General features: G+C 62.1%; 14 protein-coding genes. 3 read left to right on the top strand and 11 right to left on the bottom strand.

All coding sequences use genetic code 11. From position 1 onward, the window contains the following. Window positions 1-156: 156 nt before the first annotated feature. From C2134_RS04430 to C2134_RS04420, 3 genes are all read right to left on the bottom strand, one after another. Window positions 157-870 carry a hypothetical protein gene (locus C2134_RS04430; protein WP_103317858.1) on the bottom strand — a complete coding sequence of 238 codons (714 nt, stop codon included), beginning with the start codon at window positions 868-870 and terminating at the stop codon, window positions 157-159. Between the two features lie 94 nt (window positions 871-964). Beyond that, entirely contained in the window at window positions 965-2,236 is a 1,272-nt protein-coding gene (locus C2134_RS04425) for a tyrosine-type recombinase/integrase (RefSeq protein WP_103317857.1), read from the bottom strand. Window positions 2,237-2,477: 241 nt separating this feature from the next. Beyond that, window positions 2,478-3,344 carry a YicC/YloC family endoribonuclease gene (locus tag C2134_RS04420; RefSeq protein WP_103317855.1) on the bottom strand — a complete coding sequence of 289 codons (867 nt, stop codon included), beginning with the start codon at window positions 3,342-3,344 and terminating at the stop codon, window positions 2,478-2,480. A 100-nt stretch (window positions 3,345-3,444) separates the two neighbouring features. On the opposite strand from C2134_RS04420, the gene C2134_RS04415 reads away from it, so the two are divergent. From C2134_RS04415 to rph, 3 genes are read left to right on the top strand one after another with little or no spacing between them, the layout of a single operon-like run. Next, the gene (locus C2134_RS04415; RefSeq protein WP_103317853.1) at window positions 3,445-4,419 is read left to right on the top strand and encodes a serine/threonine-protein kinase; all 975 of its coding nucleotides are present in this window, start codon (window positions 3,445-3,447) and stop codon (window positions 4,417-4,419) included. Then, complete coding sequence (locus C2134_RS04410; RefSeq protein WP_103317852.1) at window positions 4,416-5,294, top strand: PP2C family protein-serine/threonine phosphatase; 879 nt, start codon at window positions 4,416-4,418, stop codon at window positions 5,292-5,294. Before C2134_RS04415 ends, C2134_RS04410 begins: the two co-directional genes overlap by 4 nt. Before the next feature lie 42 nt (window positions 5,295-5,336). Next, a complete protein-coding gene (gene rph, locus C2134_RS04405) occupies window positions 5,337-6,053 on the top strand; it encodes a ribonuclease PH (RefSeq protein WP_103317850.1) in 717 nt (238 codons plus the stop codon). Between the two features lie 44 nt (window positions 6,054-6,097). Here rph and C2134_RS04400 read toward each other — a convergent pair whose 3' ends face one another. The 8 genes from C2134_RS04400 to C2134_RS04365 all read right to left on the bottom strand — a co-directional run. Then, a complete protein-coding gene (locus C2134_RS04400) occupies window positions 6,098-6,916 on the bottom strand; it encodes a trypsin-like serine peptidase (RefSeq protein ID WP_103317848.1) in 819 nt (272 codons plus the stop codon). 89 nt (window positions 6,917-7,005) lie between these two features. Next, window positions 7,006-7,896 carry a hypothetical protein gene (locus C2134_RS21135; RefSeq protein WP_146042094.1) on the bottom strand — a complete coding sequence of 297 codons (891 nt, stop codon included), beginning with the start codon at window positions 7,894-7,896 and terminating at the stop codon, window positions 7,006-7,008. Between the two features lie 133 nt (window positions 7,897-8,029). After that, window positions 8,030-9,304, bottom strand: a complete 1,275-nt coding sequence (rstB, locus tag C2134_RS04390; RefSeq protein WP_043621954.1) for a two-component system sensor histidine kinase RstB — start codon at window positions 9,302-9,304, stop codon at window positions 8,030-8,032. Window positions 9,305-9,310: 6 nt separating this feature from the next. Continuing rightward, window positions 9,311-10,030 carry a two-component system response regulator RstA gene (rstA, locus tag C2134_RS04385; protein ID WP_043622070.1) on the bottom strand — a complete coding sequence of 240 codons (720 nt, stop codon included), beginning with the start codon at window positions 10,028-10,030 and terminating at the stop codon, window positions 9,311-9,313. Between the two features lie 63 nt (window positions 10,031-10,093). Beyond that, window positions 10,094-10,990: a formate dehydrogenase accessory protein FdhE domain-containing protein gene (gene fdhE / locus C2134_RS04380; RefSeq protein ID WP_103317846.1), complete on the bottom strand. Its 897-nt coding sequence runs from the start codon at window positions 10,988-10,990 to the stop codon at window positions 10,094-10,096. 435 nt (window positions 10,991-11,425) lie between these two features. Beyond that, window positions 11,426-12,043: a formate dehydrogenase subunit gamma gene (locus tag C2134_RS04375; protein WP_043621945.1), complete on the bottom strand. Its 618-nt coding sequence runs from the start codon at window positions 12,041-12,043 to the stop codon at window positions 11,426-11,428. After that, entirely contained in the window at window positions 12,040-12,927 is an 888-nt protein-coding gene (fdxH, locus tag C2134_RS04370; protein WP_103317844.1) for a formate dehydrogenase subunit beta, read from the bottom strand. The genes C2134_RS04375 and fdxH overlap by 4 nt, the downstream gene beginning before the upstream one ends. A 12-nt stretch (window positions 12,928-12,939) precedes the next feature. Beyond that, window positions 12,940-14,224 (bottom strand): molybdopterin dinucleotide binding domain-containing protein (locus tag C2134_RS04365; protein ID WP_304529167.1); only part of this gene is annotated, 1,285 nt, incomplete at its 5' end.

Here is a 14,224-nt window from a genome sequence, read left to right as displayed (position 1 = left end):
AGCCGTAATGCGGGGCTGAAATAGCCGGTTAGGTTACGAAAACTTACCCACTAAAACATGGGGGTGGGTGGGTGGGTTTCGCCAAGTGTGATGGAGTTTTTAAGCCGCACATACTGGGGAATCCAGCATTGGCGCGGCTTTCTGGAGGTAGGTAGGTTAGTCGCCTGGGGTGGTGGGTGCTCCGCCGGCAGGCTTCCAGTTGGCCACCTTGGCGCAGTCTTCGATGCTCATTTTTATTGGTAGGCCATTACTATCTGTTAGTCCAAACTCTGCAGCATGCTCATTTAGCCACGTTGTAAGTGCCTGTTTAGGATGTTTTCCACTCTCATCCGTTACCGCTTTCCATGCCTTTACTGCTGCGGCTAACTTGGGAGCATACCGGGGATTTTTAGGATCAAGGTAGTCAGGCGAGTCGGTTGTGTTTGGGAAGAAAAATCCGGTGCGAATGCCGGCGGCCTCCAACCACGCCACCAGATCGGAAACTGCGACGGTAGACTTTCCCCAATCTGGTGTTTCACAGTAAATAACGACAGGCTCATAGCTTAGGCTGGGAATGAGTTCATCACTGCCCAGCTGCCTGGCCTGCTCTCCTACCTCCGGCCACTCATCCCACCCCGCCATTCTTGCGTTACGCCTAATGATTGCAGGCAACTTGTGCGCATTGATTGCATTCACTAGCGCAGCAAAAGCGGTCTGAACCCATCCTATGCCGCTGTTATCGGTATACCCGCTATCGTTCTCAAACCATGCTGCATTATTCGAGTTGAAGCGAACCACGTTCGGATCAAAGCCTGCAATTAACGCTGCAGCTTGTTGTACTGTCAGCGGATCGGCAAGTCTCCAAAGCGGATTTATTTCCTTATAGTCCATCACGTTTCCGTAAAACCCTGTTTAAGATGCCACGCCAACCGGGCAGGGGTTTCCTGCTTTTCGATTGGCCGATCTAGGCGTGGCAAAGTTGGTGTCAGGCCTGTTTCTTCCGGCCCTTGGCAATCGGTGTCACGTTGTAGGCTTCGCCCTTGTCCAGTGCATTGAGCAGCCCGGCCCATTTATTCAAGGCGTCGCGGCGCTCGTTGAAATAGTCGTGCCGGTTGTAAATCCCTTCCACGCCGGGGATTTTGTGATTGAGGCAGCGCTCCGCTACTACGGGATCTATGCCCAGCTCTGCAAGGTGGGTGCGCGCGGTGCGGCGCAGATCGTGGATGGTGAAGTCGGCAACGCCTGGCATGTGCGGCTTTACCTTGCCTAGCGCGGTGCCAATGGTGCCTTCGTGAATGTGCGGCACCATGCGGTGCTGCATCTTGCGGGCCGGCAGTAGCCAGTCACTGCGCCCGGCCAGGTCGAACAGCTGCTGCAGCCATTCCACGGCCAGGGCGGGCAGGGGGATATCGATTGGCTTGCCGGTCTTGCTGCGCTCGCCTGGCAGGTGCCAGACGCTGGCCGGCAAGTCGAACTCTTCCTTGCGCGCGGCGCACAGCTCCATTTTGCGGACGCATAGCAGCAACAGCAGGCGGATGGAGAGGTCATTCTCCACGCTGAAACCCTTGGCCAGCTTCATGGCTGCAAACAGCTTAGCCAGCTCGTCGCGGCTCAAGGCCCGGTCGCGGGCTTCTTCCTTGCCGCCTGCGTCGCCAATGTCAAAGGCGCTGGCGGGGTTGACCTCGATGATGTGGCGCTTGATGGCGTAGTCGAACATGCGGCGAGTCCAGCGCAGCACATCGTTGGCGATGGTGGGCGCGCCGCGTTTGACGATGCTCTGCAGCATGTCGTCAATGTGGCGGGGCTTGACGTCTTCCACCTTCATCTTGCCCAGCATTGGGCCGATGTCCTTGTCGATCCGGCGCCGTACGATGTCCGGGTGCTTCCAGCGGCCCAGGATCATCCGCTCGTAATACTCGTTGGCCAGCGCCAGCATGGTGATGGCGTTCTTCTCTTCCTCGATCTTGGCCAGGGCGGCGGCTTTACGGTCCTGCTTCTCACCGGCCACGTCATAGCCAAGCGCAACGCGCGCGGCAAGCTGTTTTGCGGTTTCGCGGGCCTTGGCAAGCGAGAGATCGGCATATGAGCCAATCACCACGGCGCGAGCCTTGCCGGCGATCTTGTAGCGGAACCTCCAGAATGGGACCGAGTAGCGGGCAGGGAAGCACAGATACAGGCCGTCTCCATCGGCACGCGCTTCGAAGTGTTCTTGCGCCTTGATCCAGGCCTTGATTTGCATGTCGGTCAGCTTGCCCATGTTTATTTCCTTAATACTGAGTCTGCCCTGCTAGCCCGCGCCGCTGCTTGATCGGCAAAAATCCAAACAGCGATTAGGGGTGTGTACACACTTGAGGGTGGAAAAGTGCCTGTATGTACACCTGTATGTACACGCTAATTATGCGCTTTGTTGACTCTTGATGACACGGCATGAATTGAAAAAGCCCCGACTGGCGGGGCTTTTGTGGTTTCGCTGACACGCCATGACACGGCGTGAAAGTTTACTCAATGTTTTGTATCTGCTCCCGCATCTGCTCAATCAGCACCTTCAACTCTACTGAAGCCTGCGTGGTGTCGGTGGAGACGGACTTGGAGCCCAGGGTGTTGGCTTCGCGGTTCAGTTCCTGCATCAGGAAATCCAGCCGCTTGCCGGATTGGCCGCCGGTTTTGAGGATGCGGCGCACTTCGGTCAAGTGGGTGGTCAGGCGCGACAGTTCTTCGTCCACGTCTATCTTCTGGGCGAACAGGGCGAATTCCTGTTTCAGACGGTCGTCGTCCACATTGCCCAGCGCTTCCTGCAGGCGGCCTGCCAGCTTGGTCATATAGCCTTCCAGGATTTGCGGCAGCTTGGGCTTGATGGCGGCGACGATGCCTTCCATGGCTTCGATGCGCTCGATCAGCACCGCCTTCAGTTTTTCGCCTTCGCGTCCGCGCGAGGCGTTGAAGTCGGCCAGCGCGGTTTGCAGCGCATCCAGGCACAGCTGGTGCAGCACTTCCGGCGCCAGTTCGTTGCTCTTCAGCACGCCGGGCCAGCGCAGCAGCTCGCCGACGGACAAGCCTTTGTTGTCGGCGCATTGTTGCTGCACTTCACGGGAGACTTCCAGCAGCCGGCCCAGGAAAGCCTGGTTCAGCTCCAGCGTCGGGGCGGCGCTATCGACTTGGTTGAGGCCGACGCGGCATTCCAGCTTGCCGCGGGTGACGCGGGCGGCGATCTGTTCGCGCAGTTGCGGCTCGATGATGCGCAACTCCTCCGGCAAACGCATTTGCACATCGAGATAGCGATGATTGACGGCGCGAACCTCTAGGCTCAACATCCCACCAGGGAATTCCCGGGTAGCGGCGGCAAAGCCAGTCATGCTCAGTATCATGCGGGGCTCCTGTTTATTGAAAAGATTTCCAACGGCCGGGCCCGAATTGCTTTGCTAAGATCAATCCTGGGCCAGAGGACACTATATCAACTGCGACCCCATGACTCAATCCAGCAAGCAAACCCCGTTGCCGCCTGGCTACCGTCTGGCGGAGTACACCATTGTGCGCCAGCTGTCCGTAGGCGGCTTCAGCATTGTCTATTTGGCGCTGGACGACGACGATCGCAAGTTCGCCATCAAGGAATACCTGCCGCGCAACCTGGCCGCGCGCAATCCCAACGGCGAGGTGACTGTTCCGCTTGAGCTGGACCGCGATGCCTTCAATCTGGGGCTGAAATGCTTCTTCGAAGAGGGCCGGGTGCTGTCCGCCATTGCCCATCCCACGGTCGTGCGCGTCAGCAACTTCTTTCGCGCCAACCATACGGTGTATATGGTGATGGAGTATGCCGAAGGCCGCTCGCTGGCGCGTGAGCTGGAGCTGGTGGGCGGCCAGATGCAGGAGCGGCAGGTCCGCAAATGGTTTGCCGCGCTGCTGTCCGGTTTGCGCGAGGTGCACAGCCAGCGCCTGCTGCATCTGGACATCAAGCCCGCCAATATCTATCTGCGCCGCAACGGCGTGCCGCTGCTGCTGGATTTCGGCGCCGCGCGGCAGACGCTGTCGCGCACCGCCAAGCATTTTGCCGCCATGTATACGCCGGGCTTCGCCGCGCCGGAACAGTATGACAAAGACCAGCCCTTGGGCCCGTGGACCGATATCTACGCCATCGGCGCCTGCCTGTATGTCTGCATGGGGGGAGACGTGCCGCCCGGCGCCAAGGCGCGCTTGGCCAGCGATACGCTGGTGCCGGCTACCAAGGCCTTTCGTCATCAGTATTCGCGCGAGTTGACCGAGCTGTGCGACCGCTGCCTGGCGCTGCGTCCCGATGACCGGCCGACAACGGTGCTGGAGGTGCAAAAATCCCTGCAGCAGGAGGCGTATAGCGATCCGCTGCGCGAAACGGCAGGCGAGGGCAATCGATTGGTCGGCTGGATCAAGGGCTTGACTGGTGGCCGGCATGGAAAGGGAACGGAATGAAATTATCGGTCTTCCAGGAGAGCCGCATCGGCGGCCGCAGCTACAACCAAGACCGTTTGGCCATTGCCCATACCCCGGAGTCGGTGCTGTTGGTCGTAGCGGACGGCATGGGCGGCCATATGCGCGGCGAAGTGGCGGCGCAGATCACCGTGGATCTGTTGTGCGAGCTGTTCTACCAGCAGGCGTCGCCCACGCTGAACCATCCCAATCGTTTTCTGGTGAATGCCATCAGCTCGGTTCATCAAGTGATTCTGGAGTATGCCGCCGACCACCGGCTGCCGGACGTGCCCAGCACCACCGTGGTGGCGGCCATCCTGCAGCAGGATCAGTTGTTCTGGTGCCATGTCGGGGATTCGCGCTTGTATCTGATCGATCAGAAAGGCATGCGGCTGCGCTCGCGCGATCATTCCCAGGTGCAGCGCTTGATCGACCAGGGGCTGTTGACCGAGGAAGCGGCCAAGACGCACCCGGATCGCAACAAGATCTACAACTGCCTGGGCGCCTCCAGCGATCCAAGCATCGATATCGGCGAGCGCCAACCGATAGGCCCAGGCTGTTCTGTGTTGCTATGCACGGACGGCCTGTGGTCCCAGGTGCAGGACGCCGAGCTGGAGCGCGTCTTTGCCGGCCGCGGCGTCAATCAGGTACTGCCGGCGCTGATCAATGTGGCGGAGCGGCGCGCCGGCGCAGGCGGGGACAATCTGTCGGCGATTGCCGTGACCGTGCTGGATGATGCCGTGGAGCTGGGCGAGCGCGACGATGTGCTGGACACGGAAAAGAATCCGCCGCGCATGGGCGGCCGGCTGATTCTGGAATCCAATCTGGAAACCATGCATAGAGAGATTCTGGCCAGCCAGGTGGGAAAGGGCGCTTGAGCGGTTATAATTGCGTTCATATCGATTTTACCGGACAGCCTCATGCGACCCTCCCAACGTAGCGCCGACGCCATGCGCGTCGTCCGTCTGACCCGTTCCTACACCAAGCATGCCGAAGGTTCGGTGCTGGTGGAGTTCGGCGACACCAAGGTGATCTGCACCGCCAGCGTGGAAGAGACTGTGCCGTCTTTCCTCAAAGGCAAGGGCCAGGGCTGGGTGACGGCGGAATACGGCATGCTGCCGCGCTCCACCGGCAGCCGCATGCGCCGCGAATCGGCCGCCGGCAAGCAGTCCGGTCGCACCCAAGAAATCCAGCGGCTGATCGGCCGCTCTCTGCGCGCGGTGATTGATCTTGCCAAGCTGGGCGAGCGTCAGATCGTCATCGATTGCGACGTGATCCAGGCCGACGGCGGCACGCGCACCGCCAGCATCACCGGCGCTTATGTGGCGCTGGCCGACGCGATCCATGGTTTGATTCGCGCCGGCAAGTTGGAGGGCAGCCCGTTGCGCGACCAGGTGGCGGCGGTATCGGTGGGCGTGTTTCAAGGCAGGCCGGTGCTGGACCTGGATTATCAGGAAGATTCCGGCTGCGAAACCGACATGAATGTGGTGATGACCGGCAGCGGGCGCTTTGTCGAAGTGCAGGGCACGGCCGAGGGCGAGCCGTTCAGCGAAGAGGAAATGGCGGCGATGCTGGCGCTGGCGCGCAAGGGCATCAATGAATTGCTGCAGCTGCAGCGCGACGCGCTGGCCGGCTGAGCGCCGGCTGTTTGATCAGAAAAGCCGCCTTCGGGCGGCTTTGTTCATTTGGCGGACTGCGGCGTCTTGCGGGCGATGAAATCGCGCAAGGCCTGGCTGAAAACCGGCGCCGACACGCTCATATTGTCTTCCAGCTTGCGGCGCGAGGCCGGCGGCGCCGAGCTTTGCACGGCGACGATGGTGGCGCGGCCCTGGCCGTCGATGGCGAAGATGGGCGAGCCGCTATTGCCTTCCAGCGTGTCGCAGCGATGGGTCAGCCGCCCATCGGCCCGCAGCGCGGTAGCCTGGCAATGATTGTGGACGCGCAGGTGGCGCTGGTCGTCCACCGGATAGCCGCCCTGAGTGATGGTCCATTTGCGTTCGTTCAGCAGCTGCTTCAGTTGCGCGCTGTTGCCGGCGAATACCGGAATCACGCCCTGCTGCACGCCCAGCGCCTTGGCCAGGCGGACGAAGGCGAAATCGCGCGGGGCGATAGCCGGCGGAATGTAGACGCCATCCTTGCGGCGGATCAGCCCTTTCAGAAAAGCCTTGTCCACGTAGACATCGGTGATGCGGCTCTGCTCTTCGTACTCGTTGCCCCATAAGCCGACGGTGAAGCTGATCGCCTTATCCATCCGGCCCTTGTCGTCCAGGAAGCAGTGACCGGCGGTCAGCACCACGTCCGGCGCCACCAGCGTGCCGGTGCAGATATTCTGCGAGCGGGTTTCCAGCTGGCCGACGGCCTGCCATGGCATCTTGTTTGGCTTGGTCAACACGCGATCGTCTTTGCCGAAAAACAGAATCTTGTGTTCGCGGCTCAGCGGCGCGGCATGGGACACCGCGGGGATCAGGACGAGGCAGAGGAAAAGGCGGGTGAGTTTCATCGCGCGGGCACCAGAAATAAAAACGGGGCGCAGAGCGCCCCGTATCTTGCTATGCCGCTAAGCGAGAAGCCGCGGCATTCGCGCCATGATTACTTGGCAGCGGAAGCAGCGGCTTTCTTGGCAGCGTGCTTGTGAGCCTTCTTGGCCGGAGCGGAAGCGTCGGCTTTGGCGGCTTGAGCCTTTTGAGCAGCGGAAGCTTCTTTCTTCGCAGCGTGCTTCTTGGCGTGGTGCTTGTGGGACTTCTTGGCTACCGGAGCGGAAGCGTCGGCCTTAGCGGCTTGAGCCTTCTGAGCGGAAGCTTCTTTCTTGGCAGCGTGCTTGTGGGCCTTCTTGGCCTTCGGAGCGGAGGCGTCGGCCTTGGCGGCTTGAGCCTTTTGAGCGGCGGAAGCTTCTTTCTTGGCAGCGTGCTTCTTAGCGTGGTGCTTGTGGGACTTCTTGGCTACCGGAGCGGAAGCGTCAGCCTTGGCGGCTTGAGCCTTCTGAGCGGAAGCTTCTTTCTTGGCGGCGTGCTTCTTGGCTTTCTTGGCCTTCGGAGCGGAAGCGTCGGCCTTAGCGGCTTGAGCCTTCTGAGCGGAAGCTTCTTTCTTTACAGCGTGCTTCTTGGCCTTCTTGGCCTTCGGAGCGGAGGCGTCGGCCTTAGCGGCTTGAGCCTTTTGAGCGGAAGCTTCGTGCTTCTTGGCAGCGTGCTTGTGAGCCTTCTTGGCCTTCGGAGCGGAAGCGTCGGCCTTAGCGGCCTGAGCCTTCTGAGCTGCGGAAGCGTCCTTCTTGGCGTGGTGCTTGTGAGCCTTCTTGGCCTTCGGAGCGGAAGCTTCGGCCTTGGCGGCTTGAGCCTTCTGAGCAGCGGAAGCTACTTTTTTCTTTTCAACTTTCTTGGCCTTGTGGATGGCCGGAGCGGAAGCAGCAGCTTTTTCAGCGGCGAAGCCGTTAGCGGAGGCCAGGCTGAAAGCAGCGGTCAGGGCGAGCAGAGCCAGCTTTTTCATTTACGAAACTCCTAAGTTTCTTTGGATTGGGTTGAAACGGACATGAAATAGTCCTAATTCAGGGCGTGATGCTAGCGGTGGCAAGCCCGGGGCGTCTAGGGGATGCTTGTATCTCAATGTTACAAAATGTACATCAGGCGACTGGCCACTTCAGCAGAAAGCGCGCGCCGCCGAGCGGGGAGCGCTCCACCGCCACGCTGCCATGGTGCGCGCGGGCGATGCCGGCGACGATGGCGAGGCCCAGTCCATGGCCGCCCGTCTTGCGGCCGCGGCTCTCGTCCAGCCGGACGAAGGGGTCGAACACGCGTTCGCGGTCTTCGTCGGGAATGCCCGGGCCGTCGTCGTCGACGATGATGCAGAACTGCTGCTTGTCGATCAGGATGTGCGTGGCGACGATGGAGCCGGCGTGGCGGCGGGCATTGGACAACAGATTGTCCAGCGCGCGGGTGATCAGGTGTTCATCGGCGGTGATGTCCAGCGTTTCGCCTACCGGCTCGATCCAGTGGATTTCCTGCGCCAGCGCCGCCTGGCCGGCGATGCGCTCGCGCGCCCACGGAATGGCGTTGAAGCTGCTCAGCTTCAGCGGCGCTTCGGGACGATCCAGGCGGGCGTGGAACAGCAGTTCCTCCACCAATTTGTCGATGGCGTTGAGGTCGCGTTCTATCGCCTGCCGCTCCGGCGTGTCCTCGTCGCCGTCCAGCAAGGCCAGCCGGTAGCGCAGGCGCGCCAGCGGCGTGCGCAGCTCGTGCGCCACGGCATTGGTCAGCGTCTTCTTGCTGTTGATCAGGGTGGCGATGTTGTCGGCCATGTGGTTGAAGGCGACGCCAAGATGGTGGACGCCGGAGTGCGGCGGCAGATTGACGCGGGCGGCGAGGTCGCCGTTGGCCAGCTTGCCGGAGGCGCGCTCCAGCGCCACCAGATCGCGCCAGTGGGGTCGCATCCACAGGAATACCGGTATCGCCAGCGACAGGCCCAACAGGCCGAGCAGGGCGTAGTCGAACCACTTGAGCCGGTGCAGGAAGAACAGATAGCGTAGCGGGCCCGCCACCAGCAGGTAGTTGCTGTCCTGCAGCTTTTGCAGGAACAGATACTTGTCCTCCAGCATCACGATTTCGCCGCGGTCCAGCGCCTGGCGCGATTCCTCGTCCAGGATGTAGTTGCTCATTTTCTCGACTTTGACGCGGAAGGTGAAGCCGTAGTCGGCATTGGCCAGGGTTTCGCCCCAGCGGTCCTCCGGCACGCCGCGCAAGTCGGCCTCGATCAGCGACAGCGTGGTGCGCAACAGGTCGGCCAGGTAACGTTCGCCGACGTCGTCCACGGCTTGTTTGTACACCACGCCGACCATGATGACCGCCACCAGGAAGCAGGACATCAACAGCAGATAGAACTGGATAAACAGGCGGCGCATCCGCGCTTACTCCCAGCCCGACAGCGAGAACAGGTAGCCGCGGTTGCGCACGGTCTTGATGCGGAACGGCTCGCTGGGGTTGTCGCCCAGCTTCTTGCGCAGCCGGGAAATGGCCACGTCTATGCTGCGGTCCAGGCCGTCGTAGCTGACGCCGCGCATTTCCTTCAACAGGATATCGCGGTTCAGTGTTTCGCCGGCGTGGCTGGCCAGCAGCCACAACAGGTCAAAGTCCGAGGTGGACAGCGGAATCTTTTCGCCGGCCAATACCACGTCGCGGCTGACCGGATCGATGGATAATTGGCCGAACACCACCTTGCGCGAGCCGCCCTTGCCCTGCTGAGCCTCCGCCGCGGGCTGGGCCGGGCGCAGATTGCGCAACTGCGCGCGCAGCCGCGCCACCAGCACCGAAGGCGGGGTGGTTTTCAGGATGTAGTCGTTGGCGCCCAGTTCCAAACCCAGGATCTGGTTCATATCGCTGTCCAGCGAAGTCAGCATGATGATGGGGCCGTCGAATTTGGGGCGCAGCTCGCGGCAGATGGACAGGCCGTCCTTGCCCGGCAGCATGATGTCCAGCAGCACCATGTCAGGCTGCTCGCGGGCGATGGTGTCCAGCGCGGTATCGCCGCGCGGTTCGATCACCACTTCCATTTCATGGCGATCCAGGAAATCCTTGATCAACTCGGCCAGGTCTGCGTCGTCCTCGACAAATACGATGCGATGAGTCATGCGTGCGTCCATACCATTGATTGAGCGAATTGCCGGCAAGTATGGCGCGGCCGGCTGCCGGGCTCAAGTGCCGGGCAGGAACAGCGGGTTGAAGCCGAGGCGGGCGTAGCCGGCTTCGCCGGCCAGCAGGTCCAGCGCCAGGCTGGCCAGATCGTCGGCGCCGGCCTCGGCGTCCGGGTCCTGCAGCAGCGATACCTGCTTCAGCGCGCCATGGCATTCGCCGCAGGCTTCCACCTCCTGCGCGCCGCGCGTCTGGTGCGGCCGCTGATGGTCGGGTTCCGGCGGTTCGTAATCCTGAGGCGCCAGCGAGTAGTAGCGCAGATCGCGGCTATTGCCGCAGCCCAGGCAACGCACGCGGCCCACCGGCCAGGCATGGCCGCATAAGGCGCACAGCGCGTGGCGTTGGGCATGGCCGCTGTCGCCGCGCGTCAGCACCGAAGCCAGCGGCAGGCCGCCGCAGCACGGACAGCGCTCTGTTTGATGATCCGGTTGCGGCAACGGCCGGGCGCGATGATATGCGGTGTATTGCACCTGCAGCGCGGCGCCCAGCAACGGCAGCGCCGCCAGAGGCGCGTCGTCGTTGATGGCCCCTTCGCTTAAAGCCGACGCAACAGTCTGCAAGGCGGCCGGCGGGAGTGACGTCAGCTGATCCAGCGCGGTTTGCGCCGGCGCGGGCAATTGGCCGGCGAGTCCTTCCGCCAGCTGCCGCAATAGGGTGGCGAGCCATTCCGGCGCGAGCGAAGGCGCGGCGGCGGCGTCCAGCAGCGTCTGCTGGCGGTCGCATAGCGTGGCGCACAGCCGCAGAAAATCTGCCATGGCATGGCCATCGGCCAATTGGCGCAGCCGGGCGGCGCGGCGGGCGAACAGATCGGCCGGCGGCCTTAGCACCGGCGGGCTGAGCAAGGGGGCTTGGCCGGCGCGGATTTGCTCTGCTGGGAGGATGGGGTGGGTGGATGTCATGGTGGCGGTCGAGGTTTGAAGGTTATTTTGAAATTCAAATTGCCGAAAACGTGCATTTGCTAGGGGCTGTTGACGTTTGCTGAGCGGTCGCGCCGGAATGCATTTTGCGGCGAATCGAGGCGTTTCGCGCGCCGCATAGTCATTCTCTGCCAGCGCGGAACAACGAAGAGTCGGCGCGAAAGGCGCCCGGCCCTGCGGGTTTGGCGTAGCTCAAACGCGATCCTCGCATCAAACGTCAACAGCCCCTAACGTTAGGGTCGAATCAATGGGTCCGGTTTCCCCTGGAGCGCAAGCAGGGGTTTCGACGCGCGCCTATGTCTGCGAGCGAATCTTTGATTCGCTCAGCGATAGGGGGCTGGCCGCGCAGCCCCCTTTCCCGTTTGCCGGCTGGAACCGGCATCTAAATATCGTTCGCGCGGCGGACACAAAGCCTTGCTATTTTTTTCCCGTCATTTCCTTATACCAGCCCGGATGATGCTTCTTGGCCCAGGCGTGGGTGACCACGCCCTCCACCATGGCCCGTATCGTGCCCTTCACCCACAAGGCGGCGTAGATGTGGACGATGATGCTGGCGATCAGCGCGGTGGCGGCCCAGGCGTGCAGCAGCAGCGCCAGCCGGATCACCGGGATAGGGAAGTAGTCGGAAAAGTACTGGCGCCAGGCGATGATGCCGGTGACCAGCATGACGGCCACGCACAGGGTCATGATCCAGAACATCGCCTTCTGGCCGCCGTTGTACTTGCCCACCTCAACGGTCTCATGGCCGCGCAGCACTTCTTTGACCGACAACATCCACTGGATGTCCTGGCCATTGATCAGGTTGCGCCGCCAGTAGCGGAAGAACTGGCGGAAGAAGCCCAGGAACATCAGCACGCCGACGAAGGGATGGACCATGCGCGCCAGTTGCGGGGTGCCGAACACGCCGGTCAGCCAAAAGAAGGCCGGGTAGAACAGGGCCAGGCCGGATAGCGCCAGCAGGATGAAACAGATGGCCACGATCCAGTGGTTGATCCGTTCCGCCGCGCTATAGCGTTGCAGCAGTTTTTCCTTCATGGCTTGTCCTCCTCGTGCGGCGCCGTTTCATCGTCTTCCTCGGCGCGGTTGGGGCCGACGGTGATGTAATGCAGGAAGCCGAACAGGCCGGCGGCGGCGATGCCTATCGTCGCCAGCGGTTTGAGCCAGCCCTTCCACAGCTGCACGGTGGGGCTGATTTCGGGGTTGTGGGGCAGGCCGGAGTACTGTTCCGGCTTGTCGGCGTGGTGCAGCACGTACATGACGTGGGTGCCGCCCACGCCTGGCGGGTCGTACAGGCCGGCGTTTTGATAACCGCGCCGCTGCAAGTCCGCCACCCGTTCCGCCGCCACTTCCTTCATGTCTTCCTTGGAGCCGAACTGTATGGCCCCGGTGGGACAGGTCTTGACGCAGGCCGGCTCCAGGCCCACGGCGACGCGGTCCGAACACAGCGTGCACTTGTAGGCCTTGTTGTCTTCCTTGCTGATGCGCGGGATGTTGAACGGACAGCCGGCGATGCAGTAGCCGCAGCCTATGCAGTTTTCCTGGTGGAAATCGACGATGCCGTTGCTGTACTGCACGATGGCGCCCGGCGACGGGCAGGCTTTCAAACAGCCCGGATCGGCGCAGTGCATGCAGCCATCCTTGCGGATCAGCCATTCCAGTTTGCCGTTGCTTTCCTCCTCGGCAAAGCGCATCACGGTCCAGGCCTTGGCCGTGAGATCGGTGGGGTTGTCGTAGACGCCGATGTTGTGGCCGACTTCCTCGCGGATGTCGTTCCACTCCGAGCAGGCCACCTGGCAGGCCTTGCAGCCTATGCAGGTGGAGGTGTCGATCAGTTTGGCCACTTCCAGCGTTTTGCGGACCTTGGGGCTTTCGGTCGGGCTGGCGGAGCGGCGGTTGATGTCCAATGATTGCAATGGCATGGCCGGAGCTCCTTATAGTTTTTCCAGTTTGACCAGGAAGGCCTTGTACTCGGGAGTCTGCGTATTGCAGTCGCCCACGGCCGGCGGCAGCGAGTTGGTCAGATAACCCGGCCGCGCCACGCCCTCCCAGCCCCAGTGCAGCGGGATGCCGATCTGGTGCACGGTCTGGCCGTTGACCTTCAGCGGCATCAGCCGCTTGGTCACCACCGCCTTGGCTTTGACGAAGCCTCGGTTGGAGCTGACCCTGACCATGTCGCCCTGGACGATGCCTTTTTCGCGGGCCAAGGCTTCGCCGATTTCGACGAACTGCTCGGGCTGGGCGATGGCGTTCAGCAGCACCGATTTGGTCCAGAACTGGAAGTGTTCGGTCAGCCGGTAGGTGGTGCCGACATAGGGGAAGTCATGGTGGGTGCCCAGCCGCTTCTTGTCGCTGTCGAACAGCCGCACCGCCGGGCTGGAGACGACTTTAGGATGCAGCGGATTGGTGCCGATCGGGCTTTCCATCGGCTCGTAGTGCTCAGGAAACGGGCCGTCCACCAGCTTGTCGGCGCAGAACAGCCGGCCCACGCCTTCGGGGTTCATGATGAAGGGCAGCATGCCGGAGTCCGGCGCGGCATCGGCCTTGAAGTCCGGCACGTCGCCGCCCACCCATTTTTCGCCGTTCCAGCTGATCAACTTGCGCTTCGGGTCCCACGGTTTGCCGGACGGGTCGCAGGAGGCGCGGTTGTACAGGATGCGGCGGTTGGCCGGCCACGACCATGACCAGCCCGGCGTGTTGCCTAGGCCGGTATCAGTGTTGTCGCGGCGCGCCATCTGGTTGCCGGCCTGCGGCCAGCAGCCGGAGAAGATCCAACAGGCGCAGGCAGTGCGGCCATCGTCCTGCAGCACGGCGAAGCCGGGCAACTGCTCGCCTTTCTTGACCAGCACCTTGGACGGGTCGGCCAGGTCCGGCAGGTCGGCCAGCGCCTTGCCGTTCATTTCCATCGCCAGCTCGCTCGGCGTCGGGGCCTTGGGGTTGCGGTAGTTCCAGTTCACTTTCAGGATAGGATCGGCCAGCTTGCCGCCTTCCTTGCGGTAAAGGTCGCGGATGGCGACGAATAACTCGCCGATGATCTCGTTGTCGCCGCGCGCCTGGCCTGGTGGTTCCGCGCCTTTCCAGTGCCATTGCAGCCAGCGCGCGGAGTTGACGATGGAGCCGTCTTCCTCGGCGAAACAGGTGGACGGCAGCCGGAACACCTCGGTCTGGATCTTGGCCGGGTCGACGTCGTGCGCTTCGCCGTGGTTCTGCCAGAAGGTG

Source organism: Chromobacterium sinusclupearum, assembly GCF_002902845.1.
GTDB classification, from domain to species: Bacteria; Pseudomonadota; Gammaproteobacteria; order Burkholderiales; family Chromobacteriaceae; genus Chromobacterium; species Chromobacterium sinusclupearum.
The sequence above is the reverse complement of the archived record's forward strand: the minus strand, read 5'-3'. Positions and strand labels throughout refer to the sequence as shown.